At 68.7% G+C, this 23,215-nt stretch carries 22 protein-coding genes; 11 read left to right on the forward strand and 11 right to left on the reverse strand.

Going from position 1 to position 23,215, the window contains the following annotated elements:
• Positions 1-27 precede the first annotated feature (27 nt).
• The 3 genes from ACF8NF_RS22060 to ACF8NF_RS22070 form a co-directional block, all read right to left on the reverse strand.
• The gene (locus ACF8NF_RS22060) at positions 28-1,035 is read right to left on the reverse strand and encodes a tripartite tricarboxylate transporter substrate binding protein (RefSeq protein ID WP_017406536.1); all 1,008 of its coding nucleotides are present in this window, start codon (positions 1,033-1,035) and stop codon (positions 28-30) included.
• A gap of 162 nt (positions 1,036-1,197) precedes the next feature.
• Entirely contained in the window at positions 1,198-1,587 is a 390-nt protein-coding gene (locus ACF8NF_RS22065) for a YXWGXW repeat-containing protein (protein ID WP_016450353.1), read from the reverse strand.
• A gap of 182 nt (positions 1,588-1,769) precedes the next feature.
• Positions 1,770-2,510: a helix-turn-helix transcriptional regulator gene (locus ACF8NF_RS22070; protein WP_012202467.1), complete on the reverse strand. Its 741-nt coding sequence runs from the start codon at positions 2,508-2,510 to the stop codon at positions 1,770-1,772.
• 114 nt (positions 2,511-2,624) lie between these two features.
• Here ACF8NF_RS22070 and ACF8NF_RS22075 point away from each other — a divergent pair, with 114 nt between their 5' ends.
• Positions 2,625-3,449: a hypothetical protein gene (locus ACF8NF_RS22075; RefSeq protein ID WP_133073643.1), complete on the forward strand. Its 825-nt coding sequence runs from the start codon at positions 2,625-2,627 to the stop codon at positions 3,447-3,449.
• Between the two features lie 11 nt (positions 3,450-3,460).
• Entirely contained in the window at positions 3,461-5,425 is a 1,965-nt protein-coding gene (locus tag ACF8NF_RS22080) for an MFS transporter (protein ID WP_392451286.1), read from the forward strand.
• On the opposite strand, the gene ACF8NF_RS22085 is transcribed toward ACF8NF_RS22080, so the two are convergent.
• The gene (locus tag ACF8NF_RS22085) at positions 5,422-6,606 is read right to left on the reverse strand and encodes a saccharopine dehydrogenase family protein (protein ID WP_392451287.1); all 1,185 of its coding nucleotides are present in this window, start codon (positions 6,604-6,606) and stop codon (positions 5,422-5,424) included. The two genes, ACF8NF_RS22080 and ACF8NF_RS22085, sit on opposite strands and share 4 nt — an antisense overlap.
• Positions 6,607-6,916: 310 nt before the next feature.
• Here ACF8NF_RS22085 and ACF8NF_RS22090 point away from each other — a divergent pair, with 310 nt between their 5' ends.
• From ACF8NF_RS22090 to ACF8NF_RS22120, 7 genes are all read left to right on the forward strand, one after another.
• Positions 6,917-7,390: a YiaA/YiaB family inner membrane protein gene (locus tag ACF8NF_RS22090; protein ID WP_012202471.1), complete on the forward strand. Its 474-nt coding sequence runs from the start codon at positions 6,917-6,919 to the stop codon at positions 7,388-7,390.
• A gap of 37 nt (positions 7,391-7,427) precedes the next feature.
• The gene (locus tag ACF8NF_RS22095) at positions 7,428-7,898 is read left to right on the forward strand and encodes a hypothetical protein (protein WP_016450357.1); all 471 of its coding nucleotides are present in this window, start codon (positions 7,428-7,430) and stop codon (positions 7,896-7,898) included.
• An 8-nt stretch (positions 7,899-7,906) separates the two neighbouring features.
• Entirely contained in the window at positions 7,907-8,725 is an 819-nt protein-coding gene (locus ACF8NF_RS22100; RefSeq protein ID WP_392451294.1) for a DUF2145 domain-containing protein, read from the forward strand.
• A 67-nt stretch (positions 8,726-8,792) separates the two neighbouring features.
• A complete protein-coding gene (locus tag ACF8NF_RS22105; RefSeq protein WP_392451288.1) occupies positions 8,793-9,890 on the forward strand; it encodes a serine endopeptidase in 1,098 nt (365 codons plus the stop codon).
• A gap of 302 nt (positions 9,891-10,192) precedes the next feature.
• Positions 10,193-11,212 (forward strand): GGDEF domain-containing protein, encoded by a 1,020-nt coding sequence (locus ACF8NF_RS22110; RefSeq protein ID WP_227472683.1) that lies wholly within the window; start codon positions 10,193-10,195, stop codon positions 11,210-11,212.
• A 193-nt stretch (positions 11,213-11,405) separates the two neighbouring features.
• Entirely contained in the window at positions 11,406-12,566 is a 1,161-nt protein-coding gene (locus tag ACF8NF_RS22115) for a diguanylate cyclase (RefSeq protein ID WP_227740886.1), read from the forward strand.
• Between the two features lie 97 nt (positions 12,567-12,663).
• The gene (locus ACF8NF_RS22120; RefSeq protein ID WP_239009577.1) at positions 12,664-13,440 is read left to right on the forward strand and encodes a hypothetical protein; all 777 of its coding nucleotides are present in this window, start codon (positions 12,664-12,666) and stop codon (positions 13,438-13,440) included.
• 34 nt (positions 13,441-13,474) lie between these two features.
• Here the strand turns inward: ACF8NF_RS22120 and ACF8NF_RS22125 are convergent, their stop codons facing one another.
• Positions 13,475-14,473: a Bug family tripartite tricarboxylate transporter substrate binding protein gene (locus ACF8NF_RS22125; protein ID WP_392451289.1), complete on the reverse strand. Its 999-nt coding sequence runs from the start codon at positions 14,471-14,473 to the stop codon at positions 13,475-13,477.
• Positions 14,470-15,600 (reverse strand): aryl-sulfate sulfotransferase, encoded by a 1,131-nt coding sequence (locus ACF8NF_RS22130; RefSeq protein WP_392451290.1) that lies wholly within the window; start codon positions 15,598-15,600, stop codon positions 14,470-14,472. Before ACF8NF_RS22130 ends, ACF8NF_RS22125 begins: the two co-directional genes overlap by 4 nt.
• A gap of 112 nt (positions 15,601-15,712) precedes the next feature.
• Between ACF8NF_RS22130 and ACF8NF_RS22135 the strand changes: the two genes are divergently transcribed.
• Positions 15,713-16,663, forward strand: a complete 951-nt coding sequence (locus ACF8NF_RS22135; protein ID WP_017406524.1) for a LysR family transcriptional regulator — start codon at positions 15,713-15,715, stop codon at positions 16,661-16,663.
• Between the two features lie 45 nt (positions 16,664-16,708).
• Here ACF8NF_RS22135 and tgt read toward each other — a convergent pair whose 3' ends face one another.
• Positions 16,709-17,881: a tRNA guanosine(34) transglycosylase Tgt gene (tgt, locus tag ACF8NF_RS22140; RefSeq protein WP_016450366.1), complete on the reverse strand. Its 1,173-nt coding sequence runs from the start codon at positions 17,879-17,881 to the stop codon at positions 16,709-16,711.
• Positions 17,882-18,016: 135 nt separating this feature from the next.
• Here tgt and ACF8NF_RS22145 point away from each other — a divergent pair, with 135 nt between their 5' ends.
• Positions 18,017-18,487: a universal stress protein gene (locus tag ACF8NF_RS22145; protein ID WP_016450367.1), complete on the forward strand. Its 471-nt coding sequence runs from the start codon at positions 18,017-18,019 to the stop codon at positions 18,485-18,487.
• Between the two features lie 27 nt (positions 18,488-18,514).
• Here the strand turns inward: ACF8NF_RS22145 and ACF8NF_RS22150 are convergent, their stop codons facing one another.
• The 4 genes from ACF8NF_RS22150 to ACF8NF_RS22165 form a co-directional block, all read right to left on the reverse strand.
• Positions 18,515-18,976 (reverse strand): hypothetical protein, encoded by a 462-nt coding sequence (locus tag ACF8NF_RS22150; protein ID WP_160855432.1) that lies wholly within the window; start codon positions 18,974-18,976, stop codon positions 18,515-18,517.
• A 166-nt stretch (positions 18,977-19,142) separates the two neighbouring features.
• Positions 19,143-20,363, reverse strand: a complete 1,221-nt coding sequence (locus ACF8NF_RS22155; protein ID WP_392451291.1) for a phospholipase A — start codon at positions 20,361-20,363, stop codon at positions 19,143-19,145.
• Positions 20,364-20,451: 88 nt separating this feature from the next.
• A complete protein-coding gene (locus tag ACF8NF_RS22160) occupies positions 20,452-20,958 on the reverse strand; it encodes a hypothetical protein (RefSeq protein WP_154833289.1) in 507 nt (168 codons plus the stop codon).
• An 18-nt stretch (positions 20,959-20,976) separates the two neighbouring features.
• Complete coding sequence (locus ACF8NF_RS22165; RefSeq protein WP_016450371.1) at positions 20,977-23,046, reverse strand: ATP-dependent helicase; 2,070 nt, start codon at positions 23,044-23,046, stop codon at positions 20,977-20,979.
• Positions 23,047-23,215 lie beyond the last annotated feature (169 nt).

Raw genomic sequence — 23,215 nt, forward strand, 5'->3', positions numbered from 1 at the left:
GGGCAGGGCCAGCGGGCGCGCGCGGCATCAATCGATGCTGATTTTCGCGTCTTTGACCACCTGTGCCCACTTCAGGCGGTCGTTGTGCACGGTTTTCTTGAACTGCTCGGGCGTTTCGATGCGGATGGCATTGCCCTGGGACTCGAAGCGCGCACGCACCTCGGGCAGCTCCAGCACCTCGCGCACGGCCTGGCCGAGCTTGGCCACGATGGCCGGGTCCGTGCCCTTGGGCGCGAAGATGCCGAACCAGATCGAGCTGTCGAAGCCCTTGGTGCCCGTCAGGCCGCTGGAGGCGATGGTGGGCACTTCCTTGATGACTTCCACGGGCTTGGCCGTGGTCACGCCCAGCAGGCGCACCTTGCCGCTCTTGTAGTGCGGCAGCACGGTCTGGACCTGGTTCATGATGCAGCAGGTCTCACCGCGCAGCACCGAGGTGATGGCCTCGGGGCCACCCTTGTAGGGCACGTGGACCATGTTCAGGCCCAGGCGCGCATTGAACTCGGCAAAGGCCATGTGCGTGCCCGCGCCGTTGCCCGTGGAGGCGTAGTTGTACTTGCCGGGGTTGGCCTTGATCTCGTCCACGAACTCCTTGAGGTTCCTGACGTTGATCACGTTGGGATTGATGGTCAGCACGTTGGACACATCGATCAGCGGCGCCACCGGCACGAAGTCGGTTTCCACGTCAAACGGCAGCTTCTTGTACAGCGCGGCATTGCTGCCGTGCGTGGCCGCCGTGCCGAAGGCCAGCGTGTAGCCGTCCGGCTTGGCGCGCGCCACGATCTCGCTGGCGATGTTGCCGGCCGCACCCGACTTGTAGTCAATGATCAGCGGCTGGCCCAGGCGCTGGGACAGCGGCTCCTGCACGCCGCGCGCGATCACGTCCACGCCCGAGCCTGCCGGGAAGCCCAGGATCATGGTCACGGGCTGGTGCGGCCACGAAGCCGCCGAATCGGCTGCCACCGCTGCGGTGGAGCCGAGGACGGCCAGGGCCGCGGCGGCGGCGGGAATCCAGGAGCGGAAAAGCGAGGGGCGCATGGTGTGCAGGGAAATCCGGTGAATCAATTCCCATATTTTCCTGAGAACTTAATGAGCCACTTTTATATGCATATGTTGGTATGAAGCCAGTGTGGGCATGGCCGCAGCGCTCAGCAAAAAGCCCGCCGATGGGGCGGGCTTCATGCCGGGCGCAGGCGCCTCTCAATGGCGGTAGGGGTTGTTGGGGCGGCGGTCATGGCGGTCCGGCACGCCGTCGCGGTCACGGTCCCAGCGGCCGGGTGCGTAGCCCCAGCGGCCACCGTGCTGCGACCACACGGGCTGGCGGTACACATAGCCGGGGCGCGCCTTGACCCAGTGGCCGGCCACCCAGGCATGGCGGTGGCCTTGCGGGCGCCAGTAGCCCGGCGCCCACACATAGCCGCGGCGCGGTGCCGGAACGGCCTCGTAGCGCATGGGGGGCGGCGCGCCGAACTGCACAGAGATGGCGGCACCCGGCGCCGCGTAGGTCACGTTGGCCTGGGCCTGCGCGGTCCCGGCCCATCCGGCCAGGGCCACGGTCGCGGCGATCAGCGGTGTGCGAAGGGAAATCATGGCGGCTCCTTGTCCTTGGTTCATCGGGCTGGAGTCCCTGTGACGGGAATCCATGACTGCATGGTGCGAGTGCTGCGTCAAGCCCGGGTTGCCGCGACGCGAAGTCTTGCAATCTTGTGTATCGCCTTGGTGAAGCCTTGTTGCCAGGCGCTGCAGCGCAGGCTGCCGTCCTGCAGCCGCCGTCAGACAGTGCCTCTTCTCAGGGCCGTGAACGCCGTGAATTCCCAGCTGCGCATGGCCAGCACCAGGGTGTAGCCCTCGCGCTGGCCGGGCGGCAGGCGCTGGTCCTGCAGGTGCTGCTGGGAAAAATCATGGGCCAGCCGCTGTATGCGTTCCACGAAGCTGGGCGCCAGATGCCGGCCGATGGAGCCGTGCACCATCAGCATGCCCTCGCCCGGCTGGTCGAAGCCGCCGCCGAAATAGTCGAGCACGGCGTTCTCGCGGAAGTACTCCATCACCGGCCCGCGTGCGCGCCAGCGGAAGGTCTTGGCCAGGCGCAGCCGGTAGCGGTTGCCGGGGCGCAGCTCGATGATGCCGATGCGGTCCAGCTGGGCCAGGTAGCGGATGCCTTCGGCCTCGGTCATGCGGTAGGTGGCCACGATCTGCTCCAGCGTCCACTGGCTGAGCACGCAGATGGCCATCAGCAGCAGCTTGCGGTCGGCGACCACGGCGTTCTCCTGCTCGGGCGTCATCTCCTGCAGCAGCGGCTGGCTGTCGGCCACGCGGCGCGCCAGGTCGGCGAAGTCCAGGCTCAGCGCGCGGCAGATGGCATCGATGCGCGACAGCGGCATGTCGCCCTTGGCCAGCATGCGCTTGACGCTGGACTCGGCCATGCCCAGGGCGCGCGCCAGGTCGGCATAGGTCATCTGGGCGGCCTTGAGTTCCTTCTTGAGGGCGATGACGAGGTCGGCAGTGGTGCTCATGGGTAGCGATTATCGATACCCGAGGTGCTGGTTTGCGCGGCGGGTGCAGAAAAACGATGCTGGAAGGGCCGGTGGCTCGCCACACTCCGCGCCACTTTCCACGAGGAGCAACACATGCCATCCACATTGATTTCACCGGCCGCCGCCCTGCGCGCGCTGTACTGGGGCGCCGCCTTGCTGCTGCTGGCCGCCTTGATTGGCCCTGCAGTGCCGCAGCCCCAGGACTTTCACGCCTTTGCCGACCAGCGCGCCTGGGGGCCGCTGCCCCATGCGCTGGATGTGCTCAGCAACCTGGGCTTTGCCTGGGCTGCCGTGACGGGGGCGCGCCTGCTGCTGGACCGGCGTAGCCAGGCGCTGGCGCCGGCCCTGCGCTGGCTGGCCGCGCTGTTCTTCACGGGGCTGGCGTGTTCGGCCATAGGCTCGTCCGTCTACCACTGGGCCCCCCACGATGCCACCCTGGCCGGCGACCGGCTGGGCATGTCCATGGCCTTTGCCGGCATGCTGGGACTGGCGCTGCAATCGCGCATTGCCGACCGCGTGGCCGTGCGCGCCGCGGTGGCCATGCTGGTCGCCGCCGTGGCCTCGGTGCTGGTCTGGCTGCATGGCGGCAACCTGCTGCCCTGGGTGCTGGTGCAGGGCGGCGGCATGCTGGCGGTGCTGGGCCTGGCCTGCGTGGCGCCGCGCCATGGCGCGCTGGCGCTGCGCCTGGGCATGGTGATCGCCTGGTATGGCGCGGCCAAGCTGCTGGAGTGGGGCGATGCGGCCGTCTTCGAGGCCACCGGCGGGCTGGTGTCCGGCCACAGCCTCAAGCATGTGGTGGCGGCGGCCGCCGCCCTGCCCGTGATCACCGCGCTGCGTGCGGCCGGCACGGCGCGCATGGCCAGTACGGGCACAATGTGCGCCGATGCGTGCGGCCACGGCGGCGCCACCAACCGTTGAGGGAAGACAAGATGTTCCAGCAAGAGACCGGCAGCCCGTCTGCCCCCACCGCAACGGCCGGCGCCGTGCCATCGGCCGCGCACGAGCACCCCAACCAGTTCGCCCTGCTGGGCCAGCGGCGCTTTGCGCCGTTCTTCTGGACGCAGTTTTCCGGGGCGGCCAACGACAACCTGTTCAAGTTCGCGCTCACCGTGATGGTGACCTACCAGCTCAGCGTCTCCTGGCTGCCTTCGGCCATGGCGGGGCTGGTGATCGGGGCGCTGTTCATCCTGCCGTTCCTGCTGTTCTCGGCCACCTCGGGCCAGCTGACGGACAAGTGGGACAAGATGCGCATGTTCCGCCTGGTCAAGAACCTGGAGATCGCCATCATGGCGCTGGCCGCCTGGGGCTTCATCCAGGCCAATGTGCCCTTGCTGCTGGGCTGCGTCTTCCTGATGGGCCTGCACTCCACGCTGTTCGGCCCCGTGAAATTCGCCTACCTGCCCCAGGTGCTCAGCGAGCGCGAGCTGACGGGCGGCAACGGCATGGTGGAGATGGGCACCTTCGTGGCCATCTTGCTGGGCAACGTGGCCGGCGGCCTGCTGGTGGCCGTGCCCGAGGTCGGCCATCTGCAGGTGGCCGTGGCCTGCCTGGCGCTGGCGGTGATCGGGCGGATCTTTGCGCAGTTCATCCCCAATGCGCCGGCCACCGACCCGCACCTGGTCATCAACTGGAACCCCTTCACCGAAACCTGGCGCAACCTGCAGCTGGCCCGCGAGCAGCCCGCCGTGTTCCGCTCGCTGCTGGGCATCAGCTGGATGTGGTTCTTCGGCGCCGTGTTCCTCGCCCAGTTCCCCAGCTTTGCCAAGGAGGTGCTGCATGGCGACGAGCATGTGGCCTCGCTGCTGCTGGTGGTGTTCTCGGTGGGCATCGGCACGGGCTCGCTGCTGTGCGAGGTGTTCAGCCGCCGCCATGTGGAGATCGGCCTGGTGCCGCTGGGCGCCATCGGCATGAGCGTGTTCGCCGTGGACCTGTTCTTTGCCTCGCGCGCGCTGCCGGCTTCCGAGCTGATGGGCGTGGGTGCCTTTTTTGCCCAGCCCGCGCACTGGCGCGTGATGGCCGACCTGGGCATGCTGGCCCTGTCGGCCGGCATCTACAGCGTGCCCATGTACGCGCTGATCCAGATGCGCAGCCAGCCCACGCACCGCGCGCGCATCATCGCGGCCAACAACATCCTCAACGCGCTGTTCATGATCGCCTCCAGCGTGCTGGCCGGCGCGCTGCTGGCCGCAGGTTTCAGCATTCCCCAGGTGTTCCTGATCACGGGCATTGCCAATGCCGTGGTGGCTGCCTACATCTTCTTGCTGGTGCCCGAGTACCTGCTGCGCTTCGTGGCCTGGGTGGCCTCGCGCTTCGTGTACCGCTTCAAGGTGCAGGGCGACGAGCACATTCCGGCCACCGGCGCGGCCATCCTGGCCTGCAACCATGTGAGCTTTGTCGATGCCGTGCTGCTCATGGCCGCCAGCCCCCGGCCCATCTACTTCCTGATGGACCACCGCATCTTCCGCGTGCCCGTGCTGGGCTGGCTGTTCCGCCTGGCCAAGGCCATTCCGGTCGCGCCCCAGAAGGAAGATCCCGCCACCTACGAGGCTGCGTTCGAGCGCGCCGCCCAGGTGCTGCGCGAGGGCGACCTGCTGGCCATCTTCCCCGAGGGCGGCATCACGCGCGACGGGCAGCTGCAGGAGTTCCGAGGCGGCATCATGAAGATCATCGAGCGTGCCCAGGCCGATGGCCTGCAGGTGCCCGTGGTCCCCATGGCGCTGACCAATCTCTGGGGCTCGTACTTCAGCCGCATCGAGCAGGGCGGCGCCATGGTGCGTCCCTTCCGCCGTGGCCTGTTCAACCGCGTGGGCCTGAACGTGGGCCAGCCCATGGCCCAGGCCGAGGTGCAGCCCGCGCTGCTGCGCGAGCGCGTGCAGCGGCTGCTGGCGGCCTAAGAGGGGTTCTGTTCCTCCACCGTGAAGCTCAGGCCGGCATTGGCCTTGAGCCTGGCGATGAGCGCGTTGCCCATGGCGGGCGCCGTGGTCCAGATGCCGCCGGGCGTGTCCGGGGCGTCCTGCAGCAGGCAGACGGCTGCCTCGGTGATCATCTTGGACGTGGAGCCGTAGCCCGGATCGCGGTCGCCCTTGACGCCCACGCGCAGGCTGTGGCCGGCCGTGTCGGTGCCGATGAACAGCACGTCGTAGAAGCCCGATTCACGCTCTTTGCGCGATGGCCCCTCGCCAGGCTTGGGGCCGTCGTCCGCGCCCAGCGACTTGTCGGCCGCCACGGCGTTGGCCAGGGCCTCGCCCTTTTCGCCCGCGCCTGTGACCATCATCTCGTCGTAGACAAAGTCGGCGCCATAGGCATGGCCCAGCAGAAAGTTGGAGCGGTGCACGTTGCGCGTGTTGATGGCCGCCATCACGAAGGGCGCCACCCACAGGCCCAGCACCTCGTCCACCATGGGCTTGCTGCCCGAGGGCTGGCGCGGGCCCTCGAAACCCGGCGTGAGCGAGAACGGATTGCGCAGCAGATCCAGCACGCCCGGCTGGGCGGCGGCCGCCGCCATGGTGGCCTTGAGGCTGGCGGCCGTGCCGCCCGAGAAGGTGCCCTTCATCTTGCGCACCCGGCCCCGCACGCGCTGGGCGGGCTGGCCGAAGCGGGCCTGCATCTCTCGCTGCAGCATGAACACGCCCAGGTCGAAGGGAATGGAATCGAAGCCGCAGGAGAACACGATGCGCGCGCCGCTGGCCCGGGCTGCGGCCTCGTGGGCATCGATCATCTGGCGCATCCACGCTGGCTCGCCGCACAGGTCCACATAGTCCACGCCGGCGCGGGCGCAGGCGGCCACTAGTTCGTTGCCGTAGAGCTGGTAGGGGCCCACCGTGGTCAGCACCAGGCGGGCCTGCTCCATCAGCGCCTGCAGGCTTGCGGGATTGCCGGTGTCGGTCACCACCAGCGGGGTATCGGCGGGCGCGCCCAGCTCGTCGCGCACGGCCGCGAGCTTGGCGGCATTGCGCCCGCCCATGGCCCAGCGCAGGCCGCTGCCTGCGGGGTAGCGCCTGAGCAGGTACTCCACCACCAGCCGGCCCGTGAAGCCGGTGGCGCCGTGGACGACGAGGTCAAAGGGTTTGGTCATGGGAGATCTCCATCAATCAGCGTGGCGAACGTGCGATTGCCCGCTGCACTGCAGCCGGGGTGGGCGCATTGTCTGTGGCGCGCCGCAGGGTTCCTGTCGCCCAGGTGCCGTGCCCGATGTCCTGTGTGCTGGTGTCACATGCAGGAACTTTTTGGGGTGTAAACAACAGTCAAAAACTTGAAAAGTACCGTTTGAAGATACTCGATGGCCTGTGTCTGGCCACTGTTACGGTTGAATGCAGACACGCAAGTTACGTCTGGGCACCATGCGTCCCGTGTTCAACCAATGCCCTTGAGGGGCACCTCGGCAAATGTCCTCTTCTCCCATCGTCGTTCAGCGTGATACCCGGGCCTGGCAACTGCAGGTGTGGGTGTCGTTCGGCATTGCGGTCTCGCTGTGCGCCATCGGCCTGGCATGGCTGCCCGGCGAGCAGCTGGAGCAGGCCTTCATGGTGATGGGCTATGTGTTCTGCCTCTCGGCCGCCTTCGTGCTGGCCAAGTTCGTGCGGGACAACGAGGGCGGCCGCAGCGGCGCAGGCGACACGCCCATGTGGAAGCTGGTGGTCTGGGGCGGCTTTGCCGTGTCCATGGCGCTGACCGGCTGGGGGCTGGTGAGCATGGACATCAACGTGACCTACAAGGCCTTCCTGGGCGTGAGCTGGCTCTATCTCATCACCACCGCCTTCACGCTGGCCAAGATGCTGCGTGACCGCCACGAGGCCGACCTGGCGCAGGCCCGCATGCATGGCCGCCGCGAGGCCGCGCAACCGGCCGACGCCGAGTGATGTCCACCCCTTCCCCGCATTTCCAGGAGTCCAAGCAATGATGGTCAACCAATCCGTTTTCACGCGCCTGCCGCGTGCCCTGCTGGCCGCTGGTGCGCTGTGCGCAGCCCTGGCCATGGCGCCTGCCCATGCGCAAAGCGAGGCCTCGGTGGCGCTGTCCATGCTGCCCGTGGCCTCCGTGGTGGGCACGGCTTCGGTGGCTTCGGCGGCCGCTGGCGCCGTGGTGGCCGTGCCTGCCGCTTTGTCGGTGGGCGGCGCGGTGCTGACAGTGAAGGCAGTGCAGGCCTCGGCCACGGGCACGGTCTACCTGCTGGAGCGTGCCTCCGACGGCGCCCAGGCCAGCGTGGAAGTGGTGGGGCGAGGCGCCTCCGCCTCGGCTTACGCCGTGGGCACGGTGCTGACCTGCAGCGTGATCGGCACGGGCGTCATCATCTCGGCGGCCGGCAAGGTGCTGGCCTTCATCCCCAACGAGATGGGCAAGGCCCTGCTGCACAACGAACGCCTGTGATGCCCGCCATGAAACCGCCGCTTTCTCCTTCCCCTGCAGCCCGTGCCGCCTGCCTGGGCCTGCTGCTGGCCGCCGCGCTGGGCACGGCCCATGCAGGGCGCAGCTGCGAGGACAAGCCCCTCACGCCCCAGTCCCTGCAAAAGGGGCTGGACCTTGCCCAGCGCACATCCCAGGCGCTGGATGCCGAGTACGCGAAGAACGGCACCCGTGTCGTGCTGCTGGCGCGCGTGGGCCAGGACCTGAGCAAGTACGACCTGCACTACTCGCACTACGGCTGGGCCTACAGGACCCCCGAAGGCCCCTGGCGCGTGGCGCACAAGCTCAACGAATGCGGCACGGCCGGCGGCCATGTCTACCGCCAGGGCCTGGGCGAGTTCTTCCTGGACGACCTGTGGCGCTACGAGGCCGGCGTTCAGGTGCCCACGCCCGCCGTGCAGCAGGCGCTGTGGACCTTTCTGACCCAGCCCCAGACCGTGCTGCGCCTGCAGCACGAGCCCTACAGCATGGTCAGCTATGCCTGGGGGCAGCGCTACCAGCAGTCCAACCAGTGGGCCACCGAAACCCTGGCCGCCGCCATGGAGCCGGCCACCGTGCAGCGGCGCGAGCAGGCCCAGGCCTGGCTGCAGTTCAAGGGCTACGAGCCGGGCGTGCTTGTCATCCGCGCGCTGTCGCGGCTGGGCGGGCGCGTGACGGCCGCCAACATCGCCTTCGACGACCATCCCAACGACAAGCGCTATGCCAGCCGCATAGAGACCGTGACCGTGGAGTCGGTGACGCAGTGGCTGCAGCGCAGCCAGCTGGCGGGTCCGGTGCGCGTGCTGCCCTGAGCCGGACCGGCTCTTCCTCCGCCTGCGGTCTTCCTCGGCCGCAGGCCACTGAAACAGGAGTTTCCCCATGAGCAAGGCCCTGCGTCTGCCCGAGAAATGGTTCCGCCGAGGCCTGTGGCTGGTGGCGGTGGTGTTCGCGTCCTTCCTCATCGGCCTGGGCGGCCTGGTGGTGGGCGACCTGCCCCAGGTCGAGTCGCCGCGCACGGTGGAGGACTTCATCGCGCCCGAGGCGGCCGAGTCCGTGAAGGCCGAGATCAAGGCCGCCGATGCCGACCACGACAAGGCGGAAACGGCGCTGGAGAACGCACGGCTCAAGTACCAGGCCGCGCAGTCGCGCTACCGCTCGGCGCGCGAGACCTTCGACAACTGGGTGGCCACGCGCCGTGCCACCGCCCGGCCCGAGCAGGACAGCGAGCTGCTGTCGCGCACCCAGGCGCTGGATGCCATCAAGCAGGAAGAGAACACCGCCCGCGCCTCCGTGGAGCGGCTGCAGGATACGAGCCTGCGGGCGCGGCAGCGCCTGGACGCGGCCAACCGCCAATGGGACGATCTGCGCGACGGTGCCATGGAATCCTGGCGCACGGAGATGCGCGCCGTCGAGCTGCGTGTCTTTCTCTACCGCCTGGCGCTGACCCTGCCGCTGCTGCTGGCGGCCGGCTGGCTGTTCGCCAAACAGCGCAAGAGCACCTGGTGGCCCTTCGTCTGGGGATTCATCTTCTTTGCGCTGTTCGCTTTCTTCGTTGAACTTGTGCCGTACCTGCCCGACTACGGCGGCTACGTGCGCTATGTGGTCGGTATCGTGGTGACGGTGCTGCTGGGGCGCGCGGCCATCCTGGGCCTGAACCGCTATCTTGAAAGGCAAAAGCAGCAGGAATCGCTGCCGGAGACGCAGCGGCGCCAGGAACTGGGCTACGACGTGGCCCTGGCCCGCCTGGCCAAGGGCGTGTGCCCGGGCTGCGAGCGCCCCGTGGATCTGAAGGACGGCGCCATCGACTTCTGTCCCCACTGCGGCATCGGCCTGTTCGACCGCTGCGGCAGCTGCAACACCCGCAAGAGCGCCTTTGTACGCTTTTGCCACAGCTGCGGCGCCCAGGCCGATGGCCACGGCAGGAAGGCGGGTGCGGTGCTGCCCCGGGCGCAGGAGCCCGGGCCGGCGCCAGGCTGAGCCGGCCTGGCCGTCAGGGGCTCCAAGCCCCTTGAAGCTGCACGGGGTTGTGGTACACCATGGCTTGCGCGCTCGGCCGGGGCGCAGATGTCTTCAGCGAGGATGCCATGTCACGCCAGCTGCCGTATCCCCCACAACACACGCCAGCGCAACCCGCCCACCCACCGGCCGGCGGGTCCGCCCATGTCCTTCCCCTTGCGGCCTGGGCCGTGGGGGCGGCCCTTCTGGCAGGTCATGTGCTGGCGGGCCCTTCTTCATGGAAAGCATGGGCGGCCTACGCCGCGCTGTCGGCATTGGCCGGCATGGCCTGGATCTGGCGCTGCCATGCAGCCGGCTTGCCGCTGACCCGGACGCTGCGCGGCCATGGCTGGATACAGGCCACGATGGCCTTGCTGCTGGCGGCATGGCAGCCGACCCTGGCCTGGGCTTGTGCCCTGCTGTGGCTGGCGGCCGTCGCCTGGCTGCCCTGGGATGGCGAGCGCGAGCAGGCGCTGCATCTGCCCACGGGCCAGGTGGTGGTGCTGTGCGCCATGCTGGCCATGCTCTGCGCCGTGGTGGTGGCCAGGCCCATGCCGCAGATGGCGCCGGGCCCGGTCGCCGTGCGCATCCTGTGGCTGGCCAGCGTGCTGCTGCCGCTGGCCGTGCATGCGCTGGCGCTGTGGCAGGCGCTGAGCCGCATGCAGCGCCAGTACACCGAGGAGCTGGCGCAGCTGTCGAGCTATTGCGGCCAACTGGCCGACGATGTGCAGCAGTTGCAAAAACGCGTGGGCTCGCTGCAATTGCCCACGGGGCGCGACACACTCACCGGCGTGGCCAATTACGCGCGTTTGATGGATGTGGTCGATGGCCTGCGCGAACGCCATGCCCGCAAGCCCGAGCCGTTTTGCGTGGTTCTGCTGGAGCTGGACCCGTGGGTGGAGCGCGTGGGTGTTCACCAGGCCTACAAGGGCCCCTCGCTGCAGGACCGCGTGCTGCTCATGCTCAGCGGCCTGCTGGTCACGCATCTGCGCACCGTGGACGGCATAGGCCGCTACCGCGACGACACCTTCATGCTGGTGATGCCCGATACCGCCTCGGTCCAGGCCGTCTGGGCCCTGCAGCGCGTGCGCGAGGGTGTGCGCCAGCAGCGCTGGAGCGAAACGCCCATCCCCGATCCCGACAAGGACCCGCTGACCCTGACCCTGGCCGTGGCGGAGTTCCAGGCGGGCGAGACCTCGGAGCGGCTGGTGCAGCGGGCCGAGGCAGCCCTGTTGCATGGCCGCGCCTGCGGGCGCAACCAGATCGTGGTGGCCGAGGATGTGCGGCCGCCGCGCGCGTCCTAGACGCACAGCCTGCGATAGGGCCTGTTCATCCCCTGCGGGGGAGCGCGCTCCTCGGGATTTCCCGGATGCGGTCACAATGGGCGCCCATCGGGGCCGCCGGCCCGCCGCGCTTCATTGCATGCCCGTGCTTTCCTCCATTTCCCGGAATCTTCCCGACCGCCTCCTTTGGGGGCCGAAGCCGGCGTCACCGCTGGTGGACGAGGCGCTGCACCTGGAGCGCTGGAAACGCCGCACCTGGCAGCTGCACATCTCCGTGCTGCTCAGCCATCTCTATGCGCTGCTGCTGTTCCTGGGCCATGCATGGGCCGGCTACGCGCCCTGGCCCGTGGTGCTGGGCTATGGACTGTGGGTGGCGGCCGGCATGGGCTTCATCACCTGGGCCTATGCCAGCGACTGGTGCCACAAGCTGCGCGATCCGGGCATGTTCCTCACGCACCAGCTGGTGTCCATCATCGGCGTGCTGGGCATGGTCATGGCGGCACCCGCGCTGGCGTTCCAGTCGATGGTGATGCTGATCGCCTTCAGCGCCGACGGTTTTCTCGCACGCAGCCGCACCAGCTTCTGGCTGACGTGGATAGGCACCCTCGTTGCCGTGGCCGCCATCATCTGCTGGCGGGGTCCGCTGATGCGCATGACCACGGACACGGCTGCGGGCCAGCTGCTGGCCTTCGGCGTGGTGCTGGGGGCCGTGGTGCGCTGCAGCGTGCAGGCGACCTTCTTTCGCAGCATGCAGTACCGGCTGGGCATCGCCAATGACAAGCTGGCCGCTGCGCTGGCGCAGATCGAGGCCTTGCTGCGCCATGACGACCTGACCGGCGTCAGCAATCGGCGCGGCGTGATGGAGCGGCTGCACGAAGTGCGCACCGCCGCCCAGGAGCGTGGCGAGGTGCTGTGCGTGGCGTTGCTGGACATAGATCACTTCAAGCGCATCAACGACAGCTTTGGCCATGAAGGCGGCGATCGCGTGTTGCGCGCTTTCGGCGCGCTGCTGAAGTCGCAGCTGCGCAGTACAGATGGCGTGGGCCGCTATGGCGGCGAGGAATTCCTGCTGGTGCTGCCGGACACCGGCCTTGCCCAGGCCGGCGAATTGCTGGAGCGCCTGCGCCTGCGCATTGCCGAGGCTCCGTGGACGCACACCCTGGGCGATGGCGCCCGCGTCACCTGCACGCTGGGCGCGGCGCAGTACCGCACGGGCGAATCGGTGGAGGCCACCATCGCGCGCGCCGATGCGGCGCTGTACCGAGGCAAGGCCCAGGGCCGCAACTGCACGGTGCTGGAGCCGCAACAGGCCCCGCAGGCCTTGAGCGGCGCACCGGCTCCCCGGACTGATGCCGGAATGCCTGACCGCTTGTGAGTGCAGCTCACGACGAGTGACAGAAAACATCGTTATTCATGCGCACCGATCGTCCATAGCATCGGCATCCATGCTCGGAATGGACAAGGGTGCAAATATGAACCAATGGTTCGCTGAAATCGCCGGCAACGGGCCCGAGGGCGCTGGCATCGTGGTGTCTGCGCAAGGCTGGGATAGGCATCTGCAGTCCGGCCCCCGCCAGTTGCAGGCCGGCCCGCTCCGCACCGAACTGGCCGACGGCGGCCTGCGCAATGTCCGCTATGGCGGCGTCGACATCCTGCGCTCCATGGCCTTTGTGGCGCGCGACGGACAGGGTGACCGCTGTGTGCATGGCGCGGGCGAACTGAGCCTGCGCGAGCGGGCCGGCCGCTTCGAGGCCTTCTACGAAACGGTGGTGGACTGCGAGGAGCTGAGCCTGGCCTGGCGCGTGCGCATCGTGGGTTCGGCGCGCGGACTGAGCTTCACGTGCTGGGCGCGTGCCCAGGGGGATGTCGACGGCGGCCTGCAGCGGGGCCTGCGCGCCGGGCGGGCGGGCCTGGAACTGGTGTATCCGCTCAAGGTCCTGGCTGGCCGGCCCGTGCATGTCCAGCATGTCGATGGCAGCGCCGAAACCACCGTGCTGCCCGAGCCCGATGCGCTGCAGCGCCTGTCGCAGCTGTCTGGCATCGCCCATGAGCCCGCACCGGGCCTGCAGGTGGATTGCCGCCTGGAAGGCGCCGAGTTCGAGATGCTGGGCCAGCGCTGTGGCGGCAAGGCCTTTTTCCGGCTGCAGCCGCGCGCGTTGTCTCCTTCGCCCTCCTACCCGTTGACCCGGGGCCGGACCCTGGTGCAGATGGCCGGCCTCTCGTTTGTCTCGCCCGGCGCCCTGCAGTAGCACCGCAAGCAGCGCCTGGCCGGGCCTGGCCGGGTCAGCCTGTGCCTTGCAGGCGGGCGGCCTGCACGGTGGCCTCCAGCAGCTTTCTCTCCCTTTGCAGGTGGGCGGTGAACTGGGCTTGCTCCATGACCATGGGCTTGAAGCCGGCCTCGGCCAGCTTGCGCACCAGGTCCGGCTCGGCCAGCACGGCGGCGGTCTCCCGGGCCAGGCGCTCTGCAATGCGGGCATCGGTGCGGGCTGGCAGCAGCAGGCCTTGCCAGGCTTCGACATCGAACGCCTGCCAGACCGCCGTGTCCGACAGGCTGGGTGTCTGCGGCAAGGTGGCGGCCCGCTGGCGCGATGTCACCCCCAGGCCGCGCAGCTTGCCCTCGCGCACGAAGGACTGGACCAGGGCCACGGGCAGCACGGCCAGGTCGATCTGCCCGCCCGCCAGCTCGGTCAGCGCCTGCGGGCCGGATTTGTAGGGCACATGCGTCCATGACAGGCCGGCCTGCTGCTGGAGCATTTCGGCCGTCAGGTGCAGGCTGGTGCCCACGCCGTCGGTGCCCACGGTCAGCCGGCCCGGTTGCTGGCGTGACAGCTGCACCAGCTCGGCCGCCGTGGCGGCCGGCAGGTCGGGGCGGCCTGCCAGCACGAAGGCCGAAGAGGCCACGGGCGCCACGGGCAGCAGCTCCCTGAGGCCGTCATAGCGAAAGCGTTCTGGCGAGACCAGCGGCGCGATCAGCACGCAGCTGGCCACGCCAAACAGCACGGTGTGCCCGTCGGGCCGGGCCTTGATGACACGCTGGGTGGCGATGGTGCCCGAGGCGCCCACCGTGTTCTCTATGACCACGGGCTGGTGCAGCCGCTCGGCCAGCCTCGGAATGACCAGGCGTGCGGCCACGTCCACGCTGCCGCCTGGCGAAAAGGGCACCACCACGGTCAGCGGCTGGCTGGGCCAGGCGTCGGCCCCAGCCGTGGAGGCGCGGGCTGCCGGCGAAAGCCAGGGCGCGCCCAGCATCCAGGCCGCCAGTTGCCTGCGGTTGAGGCTCATGCCAGCCTCCCGGCAGCGCCCAGCCAGGGCAGCTGGTCCGCGTGGTAGCGCCAGGTCTGGAACACGCTGTTGAGCCGGCCGGGGCCGGTGCGGCGCGCTGCGGCATCGGGATACTCGGCGAACCAGGGCAGGATGTATTCCCAGACCACTTCCCCCGCAGGCGTGACCTCGAAGAGCCGGCCCGTGGCCGATTCGGTGATGTGGGTGTTGCCGTTCCACAGGCGCTGGGCATTGCCCATGAAGGCGGTGTAGAAGGCGTTGACCATCTCGTCCTGGTAGCTCCAGACCACGCGGTGGTCGGCAGGATCGATCTCCACCACGCGCGAGAAGGCCACGTGGGCGCCTTCGCGGAAGTTGCCGTTGTCGAAGGCCAGGATGTGGCCGTTGTCCAGCGCCACGGGCGCATGCTGGTGCGAGACCACGGAAGGCGGAATGTGCAGCGTCACCGCGCCGCTGGCCTTGTCCACGGCGATGATGCCGGAGGTGGTGCGCAGGCTCATGAGCACGCTGCCGTCGGCCCTCACGCCCAGCCCGTTGACCAGCGGCCAGTGGTATCGGCCAAAGCCCGGGTGGATGGGGAAATCCTCGGGCTCTAGGTGCTCCCAGGCCTTCCACTCCCAGACCAGGCGGCCGCTGCGGTCCACCTCGCGGATCACGTCGCCGTACATCACCTCGCCGGCTCCGTGCGCGGTGCCGCCGGGCACGCGTTCGGCAAAGCCCTCGGGCACGGGCGCGCAGGCGGCATAGAGCAGGTGGCCGTTGGGCAGCCATTGCGCGTCATGGTGGTGGTCCGGGTCCTCGTGGCGCCAGACGATCTCGCCCTGCGGCGTGACCTCGTAGAAATCGCCGCCGTGCCACATGGACCACGGCGCATAGCGATCGGGCGAGCGGGGGTGGTTGCCGTTGTAGCCCAGGTTGCCGTTGGGCAGGATCACGGCGTGCCGGCCCGCGCGCACCGGCAGCTTCCATTCATGGGCCACGCGGCCTTCGATGTCCACCAGGTAGACATGGCCGTCGGCCGTCTGCGGCGCGATCAGGGTGTAGCCGCCGGCCGAGAGGGCGGGGTCGTGGGCGATGAGTCCGACGCCGCGGCGGCGCTGGGTGACTTGGTCTACGGTGCTTGCCATGGGCTGCTTTCAAAGGAGGGCGGGGAATGAGCGCCACTGTAGGCAGTCGCAAGCGTCAGGAATAGCTGTTTGTTTTGGATGAGGTGTCAGATAAAAATTTACACTCCGCGCCATGCCCGCAATCTCCCAGGCCTTTCGCTGTTTTGACGAGGTGGCGCGCCGTGGCTCGGTGCGCAAGGCCGCCGTCACGCTGCACCTGACGGCGGCCGCCGTGAACCAGCAAATCCTCAACCTGGAGGCCCAGGTCGGCGTGCCGCTGTTCGACCGCCTGCCGCGCGGCATGCAGCTGACAACGGCCGGGGAGCTGATGCTGGCGGCCGTGCGGCGCAGCCAGCGTGACTTCGACAACGCGCTGGCCCAGGTGGAGGACCTGCGCGCCCTGCGCCGGGGCCATGTGCGCGTGGGTGTGTCGCATGCCACGGCCGAGTACCTGCTGCCGCTGGTGATCGCCAGCCTGCACGGGCGCTATCCGGGCATCACCTTCAGCGTGCGTTCGGGCACGGGCGAGGAACTGCTGCGCGGCGTGGCGCAGGGCGAGATCGATGTGGCCTATTGCCTGCGCCGCCCGCCGCCGCCCGGCGTGCAGGAGGTGCGGGCCTGGCCCCAGCCGCTGGGCGCGGTGATGGCCCCCGGCCATCCGCTGGCCACCGAGCCGCGCCTGCTGCGCCTGCGCGATTGCGTGGCCTATCCGCTGATCCTGATGGCGCCGGGCATGGAGCTGCGCAGCATGCTGGAGCAGATGGACAGCGCAGCCCTGCACCAGCAGCGGCCGCTGGTGGAGACCAGCTCCGTGCCCATGGTGCGGCGCCTGGTGGCCGGCAGCACGGCCCTGGGATTCCTGGTGCCCGACAACGTGGCCGAGGATGTGGCGGCCGGCCGCCTGCTCTGGCGGCCCCTGCACGATGCAGGAGCACAGCTGCCAAGCTGTCTGTACCAGCGCATCGGCTACACCAGGGCGGCAGCCATGCGCCTGTTTCTGGACGAGCTGGAGCGCGTGGCCGACGAGATGCGCGCCGGCTTCGAGACCGGCGTGTCCTGGTCGCTCAAGGATATGGCGACCTGAGCGACCCTGGCCACCTGAGTGACCTGAACGATCGGCTGCGGGGCGTCAGACGCCCCGGGCGCGCTCGGCCTTGAAGCGTGCGCGCATTTCAGTGAAGTTGCCCGCCTCCAGCGCATTGCGCACTTCCTGCATCAGGTTCAGGTAGTAGTGCAGGTTGTGGATGGTGGTGAGCATGGGGCCCAGCATCTCGCCGCAGCGGTCCAGATGGTGCAGGTAGGCGCGCGAGAAGCCGTCGCGTCCGCCTTGCTCCCAGCTCACGCCGCTGGCACCGGCGCAGGCGTGGCAGGTGCAGCTGGGGTCCAGCGGCTGGTGGTCGGTCTTGTGGCGTGCATTGCGGATCTTCAGGTCGCCATAGCGCGTGAAGATGGTGCCGTTGCGCGCATTGCGCGTGGGCATGACGCAGTCGAACATGTCCACGCCGTCGGCCACGCCCTGCACCAGGTCCTCGGGCGTGCCCACGCCCATCAGGTAGCGCGGCTTGTGGGCCGGCAGGCGGTGGGGCGTGTGGGCCATGATGGCCAGCATCTCGTCCTTGGGCTCGCCCACCGAGACGCCGCCCACGGCGTAGCCGGGGAAGTCCATCTCGACCAGGGCCTGCAGCGATTCCTCGCGCAGGTTCTCGTACATGCCGCCCTGCACGATGCCGAACAGCGCATTGGGGTTGCCCAGGCGCTGGAATTCGTCGCTGGAGCGCTTGGCCCAGCGGCGGCTCATCTCCATGCTCTTGCGTGCCTCGGCCTCGGTGGTCTTGTGGCCGTTGGTCTCGTAGGGCGTGCATTCGTCCAGCTGCATGACGATGTCCGAGTTCAGGATCGTCTGGATCTGCATGCTGACTTCGGGCGACATGAACAGCTTGTCGCCATTGACGGGGCTGGCGAAGTGCACGCCTTCCTCGGTGATCTTGCGCATGGCGCCCAGGCTCCAGACCTGAAAGCCCCCCGAGTCGGTGAGGATGGGCTTGTCCCACTTCTCGAAGCCGTGCAGGCCGCCGAAGCTCTGCATGATGTCCAGCCCCGGGCGCATCCACAGGTGGAAGGTGTTGCCCAGGATGATCTGCGCGCCCATCTCCTGCAGGCTGCGCGGCATCACGCCCTTGACGGTGCCATAGGTGCCCACGGGCATGAAGATGGGTGTCTGCACCACGCCGTGGTTGAGCGTGAGCTGGCCGCGGCGCGCGTGGCTGGAGGGATCGGTCTTGAGCAGGTCGAATTGCAGCATAGCCCTCCATTGTCCCAGATGGCCGCATGCGCGTGTCGGACGCGCCGCGACTGTCCCCGGAGCCCGTCCGGCTTAGCCGGCCCGCGTCTACACTGGGGTGGTTGCGATTCGCCAGCTACAAAAAAGGAGGTCTGCATGCTGAAGATCATGATTGCCGTCGACGGGTCCGAGCCCTCGCTGGATGCCGTGCACCACGCCATCTCCCTGGTGCGCCAGGGCCTTCAGGCGCATTTCGTGCTGGCCCATGTGCAGCAGGAGGCCTCGCTGTTCGAGCTGGCCACGCAGGACTCGGACATGATCGCCGCCGCCAGCGTGGACGCCGGCATGCACCTGGTGGCGCCGGCCGTGGCCCTGGTGCGGGCGGCCGGCATTTCCTACGAGGTGGAGATCGGCCTGGGCGAGCCCGCCGCCGCGCTGGCCGACATTGCCGAGAGCACGGGCTGCGAGCAGATCATCATCGGCGCGCTGGGCCAGGGCGGCCTGCGGCGCGTGCTGATCGGCTCGGTCTCGCGCGAGGTGGCGCGCAACAGCCGGCTGCCGGTGACCATCGTCAAGCATGCCGAGCCGCGCGATGAAGATGAGGAGCAGGACCTGAGTCCCGAGTGAGGCCGCGCCGGGCAGGCGCGCGGGCCTTCAGGCAGCCCGCCGCTGCTGGCCCTGATGGCTCTGGTGCCGGCCTGCATGGGCGCCGTAAGCTCCGTAGGCGCCGTGGGCACCATGAGCGTGCGCATGCGCGTGGGGCTGCAGCTTGCCGTGCGGCAGGCTGGCCAGGCGCTGGAACATGCGGCGGCAATAGCCGCGTATGCCCAGGCATTTGTTGATCTCGTCCACCGGCAGGGGGCCCGAGACCACGACGATGCTGTCGGCCTGGTCCCAGTCGCCGGCCGCGCGCAGGCGCCGGCGCATGCACAGCGCCCAGGCATGGATGCGCGTGGGCGAGCCATGCTCATGGACCTGGCCCGTGACCAGGTCGAAGGCAATGGCCACCAGCTCGGTCCTGAGCCGGCAGCGGCGCTCGCCCGTGATGGCACTGGGCGTCTCGCGCATGTCGTACAGGCAGTAGCTGCCGGCCTTGAGCTGGTATTGCAAATCCATGGCGGACCTCCGCGGTTCGTTCTGGGGCGGGTTCCGGGCCTGCCTGCAAAGGCCCGGGGCATCGGCGCATTCTGACGCATGGCCCCGGCCGCTGGCAATGCAGCCAGCGGGGCGGGGCTTCCCCGCGAAGGGCAAGCGGCAAAGCGTGCCCGCGAGGGCCGGCCTTCTAGAAGTCCAGAAGGCTGAAGCCCACGCTGAGCACGGTGCGCTTGTAGTTGTAATCGATCAGGCTGTCACCGTATCCGCTGAAAAGCTGGACATGCAGGCGCAAATTGCTCTTGCCACCGTTCCATCCTTCGCCTAGGGTGCGCAGCCATTCGACGCGGCCGGAGCCGCGGCCCTGGCCCAGCGAGCCGCGCGCAGTGAAGCCCAGATAGTTCTGTGCATTGACGTTCCAGCCCAGTTTCACCTCGCCCCGGCCTATGTAGTCCTGGATGCGCGGGTTGTCGTCGTGCTCGGCGCTTTCGCGGATGCGCTGCCAGGCCTTGGCGTGCAGCTGCCAGCGGTTGTCCAGCTCGAAGCCGGTCATCAGATACCAGCGGTTCCAGCTGCGCGACAGCGGATCGCTCTGGCCGTTGGACTGGTGCACCAGTCCCACGCCGCTGTAGCGCCAGCGCCAGCCGAAGGGCAGCCGGGCATCGGTGGGGTAGACGTAGAAGATCTCGGGCTCGTGGTCCGTGTTGCGGAAGGGCCGCGAGATGGCGGGGCTGAACAGCTGCCAGTACGACTGCTGGGTGTAGCCGACCCACAGCGAGTCCTTGCCCGCCGAGGTGCTGCCGGTCAGCAGGCCCTGGGCGACCTTGGTGCGCACGGACAGCTGCACGCGCATTTCCTCGGTCTTGTAGGGCTGCGATTGCGCAGGGTCCTTGCCGGGCGTGGTGGGCTGCCGGTTGACATGGTCGGCCGTCACCACGGATACGGACATGGGCCGGTAGCCGCGGAAGCTGAAGGTGCCGCAGTCGCTGCCCGGTTCCAGCTCGAAGTAGCGCGACAGCTCGCTGTAGCGCGGGTCGCGGCAGCCGCCGTTGGTGGGGGTGGTGGGCAGCGCCAGGCCCTGGCCGCTGTCGGCCGTCACCACGGGGGCGGGCGTGGGCAGGGCGCCAGGATCGGCTGCGGCGCTGGCGGCCGGAGCACTCCAGCCGGTGGCCGGCGGCGCGGTCAGCGGTTGCTGCTGCTGTGCCCAGGTGTCGAAGCAGGCCAGGCGAGACTGGTTGTCCGTGGTGGCGGCGCACTGGCGCCAGGCGTCCTCGGACAGGGGGCGGGGCGCTGCCTGCGCCTGGGCGCCGAGCCAGGGCGTGGCGCCCAGGCCCATGGCCAGGGCCCACTGCAGGGGTGTCGGCGTGCGGCTTGGGCGCTTGCGGCGATCCAGGTGTGGAGGATTCGTCATGGCAGGGGTCCGGTGATGGAAGGAGCGAAGAGTAAGGGGTAATGAGTGAAGAGGCAGCAGGGGGCTCGTGTGCAGGCTCGGGGGCCGGTCAGGGCGTGAGCTTGCGCAGCACGAAGGGCCGGGGCGCGGCATCCTCGCCTTCGAGGTAGTTGCCGCGGATCTCGCGGGCGCAGCTGCCTTCGACGACATCGCCCAGCCAGGTGGCGGTGATGCGCTTGCCGTCGGCGCTTTCTTCCAGCGTGATGTGGTCATCGGCCACGTCGCCGACCATGGGCCGGGTGTCTGCGCCGCGCGCGATCGTGCCCTTGACGTTGCCCTTCCACTGGGGGTGCGGCCCCAGCTGCAGGCGCACGGGCTGGGCCTGGCCTTCGACCGTGCCGGTCCATTCGCCCTGCAGCTGGCTGTCCTTCATTTCCTCGCCCTCGGGGCATGAGAGAGGGGGCTGTGCGGAGGCTGTGCGGGCGGCCTTGGGTGCGGCCTTGGCCTGGGCGGTGGACTGTGGGGTGGCCTGGGCAGTGGGCTGCAAGGCGGTGCTGGAGCAGGCGGCGGTCACGGCCACCAGCGCCAGGCTGAGAACGGGGCGGTAAAAACGCATGCGGTGTCTTTCGGGGAATCAGGAGTCGGCGGGCGTGGACTGCTGTGCCTTGAGCGCGAACTCGGCGCGCAGCTGGCGCAGCTTCTCGCGCGGGTCTTCGCGCGAGGTGGCGGCGTCCAGGCCCATTTCCTTGATGAAGCGGCTGGGCAGGGTGGAGACCATCTCGCGGCCCTTCTTGCGGCGCTTGGTCCAGCTCACGGCCAGCGATCGCCGGGCGCGCGTGATGCCCACGTACATGAGGCGGCGCTCTTCCTGCAGGCGCTGGGCCGTCTCGTCGCTGACCTTTTGCTGGCGGCCATCGTCGTCGTCGAGCTTGAAGGGCAGCATGCCCTCGGTCACGCCGACCAGCATCACATGCGGCCACTCCAGGCCCTTGGAGGCGTGCAGCGTGGACAGGATGACCATGTCCTGCTCCTTCTCGCGCTCGCTGATGGTGGACAGCAGGGCGATGTTGCGCGCCACCTCCAGCAGGCTCTTGACCTCGGTGTGCGTGGTCGTTCCCGCCGCATCCTCGATCTGGCCGCCGGCGCGCTGGGCCATCCAGTCGCAGAACTCCAGCACGTTGCTCCATCGCGCGGCGGCCACCGATTCGCTGTCCTCGCTGTCGTAGAGGTACTGCTCGTAGCCGATCTCCTTGAGCCAGTCGAGCATGAAGCCGCGCGACTGCTCGGCGCCCAGCGTGTGGCGGGCGCGGTATTCGAGGTCGTTGATGTAGCGGCCGAACTCCAGCAGGCTGTCATGCGCCTTCTTGGGCAGGGCCGCTTCCAGCATGTGCGCGAACAGGGCGCCGAACATGCTGAGCTTGTGCTGCGAGGAAAACTCGCCCAGCTTGCCCAGCGTGGTGTGGCCTATGCCGCGCTTGGGCGTGCCGATGGCGCGCAGGAAGGCGGGGTCGTCGTCGTTGTTGATCCACAGCCGGAACCAGGCGCACAGGTCCTTGATCTCGGCGCGGTCGAAGAAGCTGGTGCCGCCCGAGACCTTGTAGGGAATGTTGGCCTTGCGCAAGGCCTTCTCGAAGGGCTTGGCCTGGTGGTTGGCGCGGTAGAGGATGGCGAAATCCTTCCAGTCCGGCGGCGGGTTGCTGGCCGCGCGCAGGCTCTGGATGCGGGCCACGGCGCGCTCGGCCTCGTGCTCCTCGGTGTCGCAGTCCACGATGCGCACGGGCTCGCCTTCGCCCAGCTCCGAGAACAGCGTCTTCGGATAGAGCTTGGGGTTGGGCTGGATCACGTTGTTGGCCGCACGCAGGATGGCCGAGGTGGAGCGGTAGTTCTGCTCCAGCTTGATCACCTTGAGCTGCGGGAACTCCACCGGCAGCTTCTTGAGGTTGTCCAGCGTGGCGCCGCGCCAGCCGTAGATGCTCTGGTCGTCGTCGCCCACGGCCGTGAAGTGGGCCCGGCTGCCCACCAGCAGCTTGAGCAGCTCGTACTGCGTGGCGTTGGTGTCCTGGTATTCGTCCACCAGCACATGGCCCAGCAGGCGCTGCCATTTCTCGCGCACCTCGGCGTGGTTCTTGAGCAGGCGCATGGGCATGCCGATCAGGTCGTCGAAGTCCACGCTCTGGTAGGCGGTCAGGCGCTCTTCGTAGCGCTGCATGATCAGCGCCGTGCTGCGTTCGTTGTCGTCCTGGGCCATGGCCAGGGCCTTGCGGCTGTCCCAGCCGGCGTTCTTCCAGTTGCTGATGGTCCATTGCCACTGGCGCGCCGTGGCCAGGTCGGTGGTGCCGCCCGAGCAGTCCTTGAGGATGCCCGTCACGTCGTCGGCATCCAGGATGCTGAACTGGGGCTTGAGGCCCAGCACATGGCCGTCCTCGCGCACCATGCGCACGCCCAGGGCGTGGAAGGTGCAGACCAGCACATCCTTGGCCTGTCGGCCGATGAGGCCGGCTGCGCGCTCGCGCATTTCGGCCGCTGCCTTGTTGGTGAAGGTGATGGCTGCGATGCGCCGTGGCGCCATGCCCGTCTCGATCAGGCGTCCGATCTTGTGCGTGATCACGCGTGTCTTGCCCGAGCCCGCGCCGGCCAGGACCAGGCAGGGGCCTTCGGTGTAGTGGACGGCCTGGAGCTGGGCCAGATTGAGTCCTGCGGACATGGGTGCGTTGCGCGGGGAAAGGCGTGAAAGTGAGGGAAGCGGGAGCATACCGCTTCGGGGGTCGGGGCCGTCCGGGCAGGTGTAAGCACCCTTGGAATTCGGCGACAAATCTCGCGACCCGCGGGGAGCTGTCTGTGGCTGTACAGCCACCGATAGAAAAGTTCACATT

The sequence above is a fragment of the Delftia sp. WSY_22 genome (assembly GCF_043104185.1).
Lineage (GTDB): Bacteria > Pseudomonadota > Gammaproteobacteria > Burkholderiales > Burkholderiaceae_C > Comamonas > Comamonas tsuruhatensis.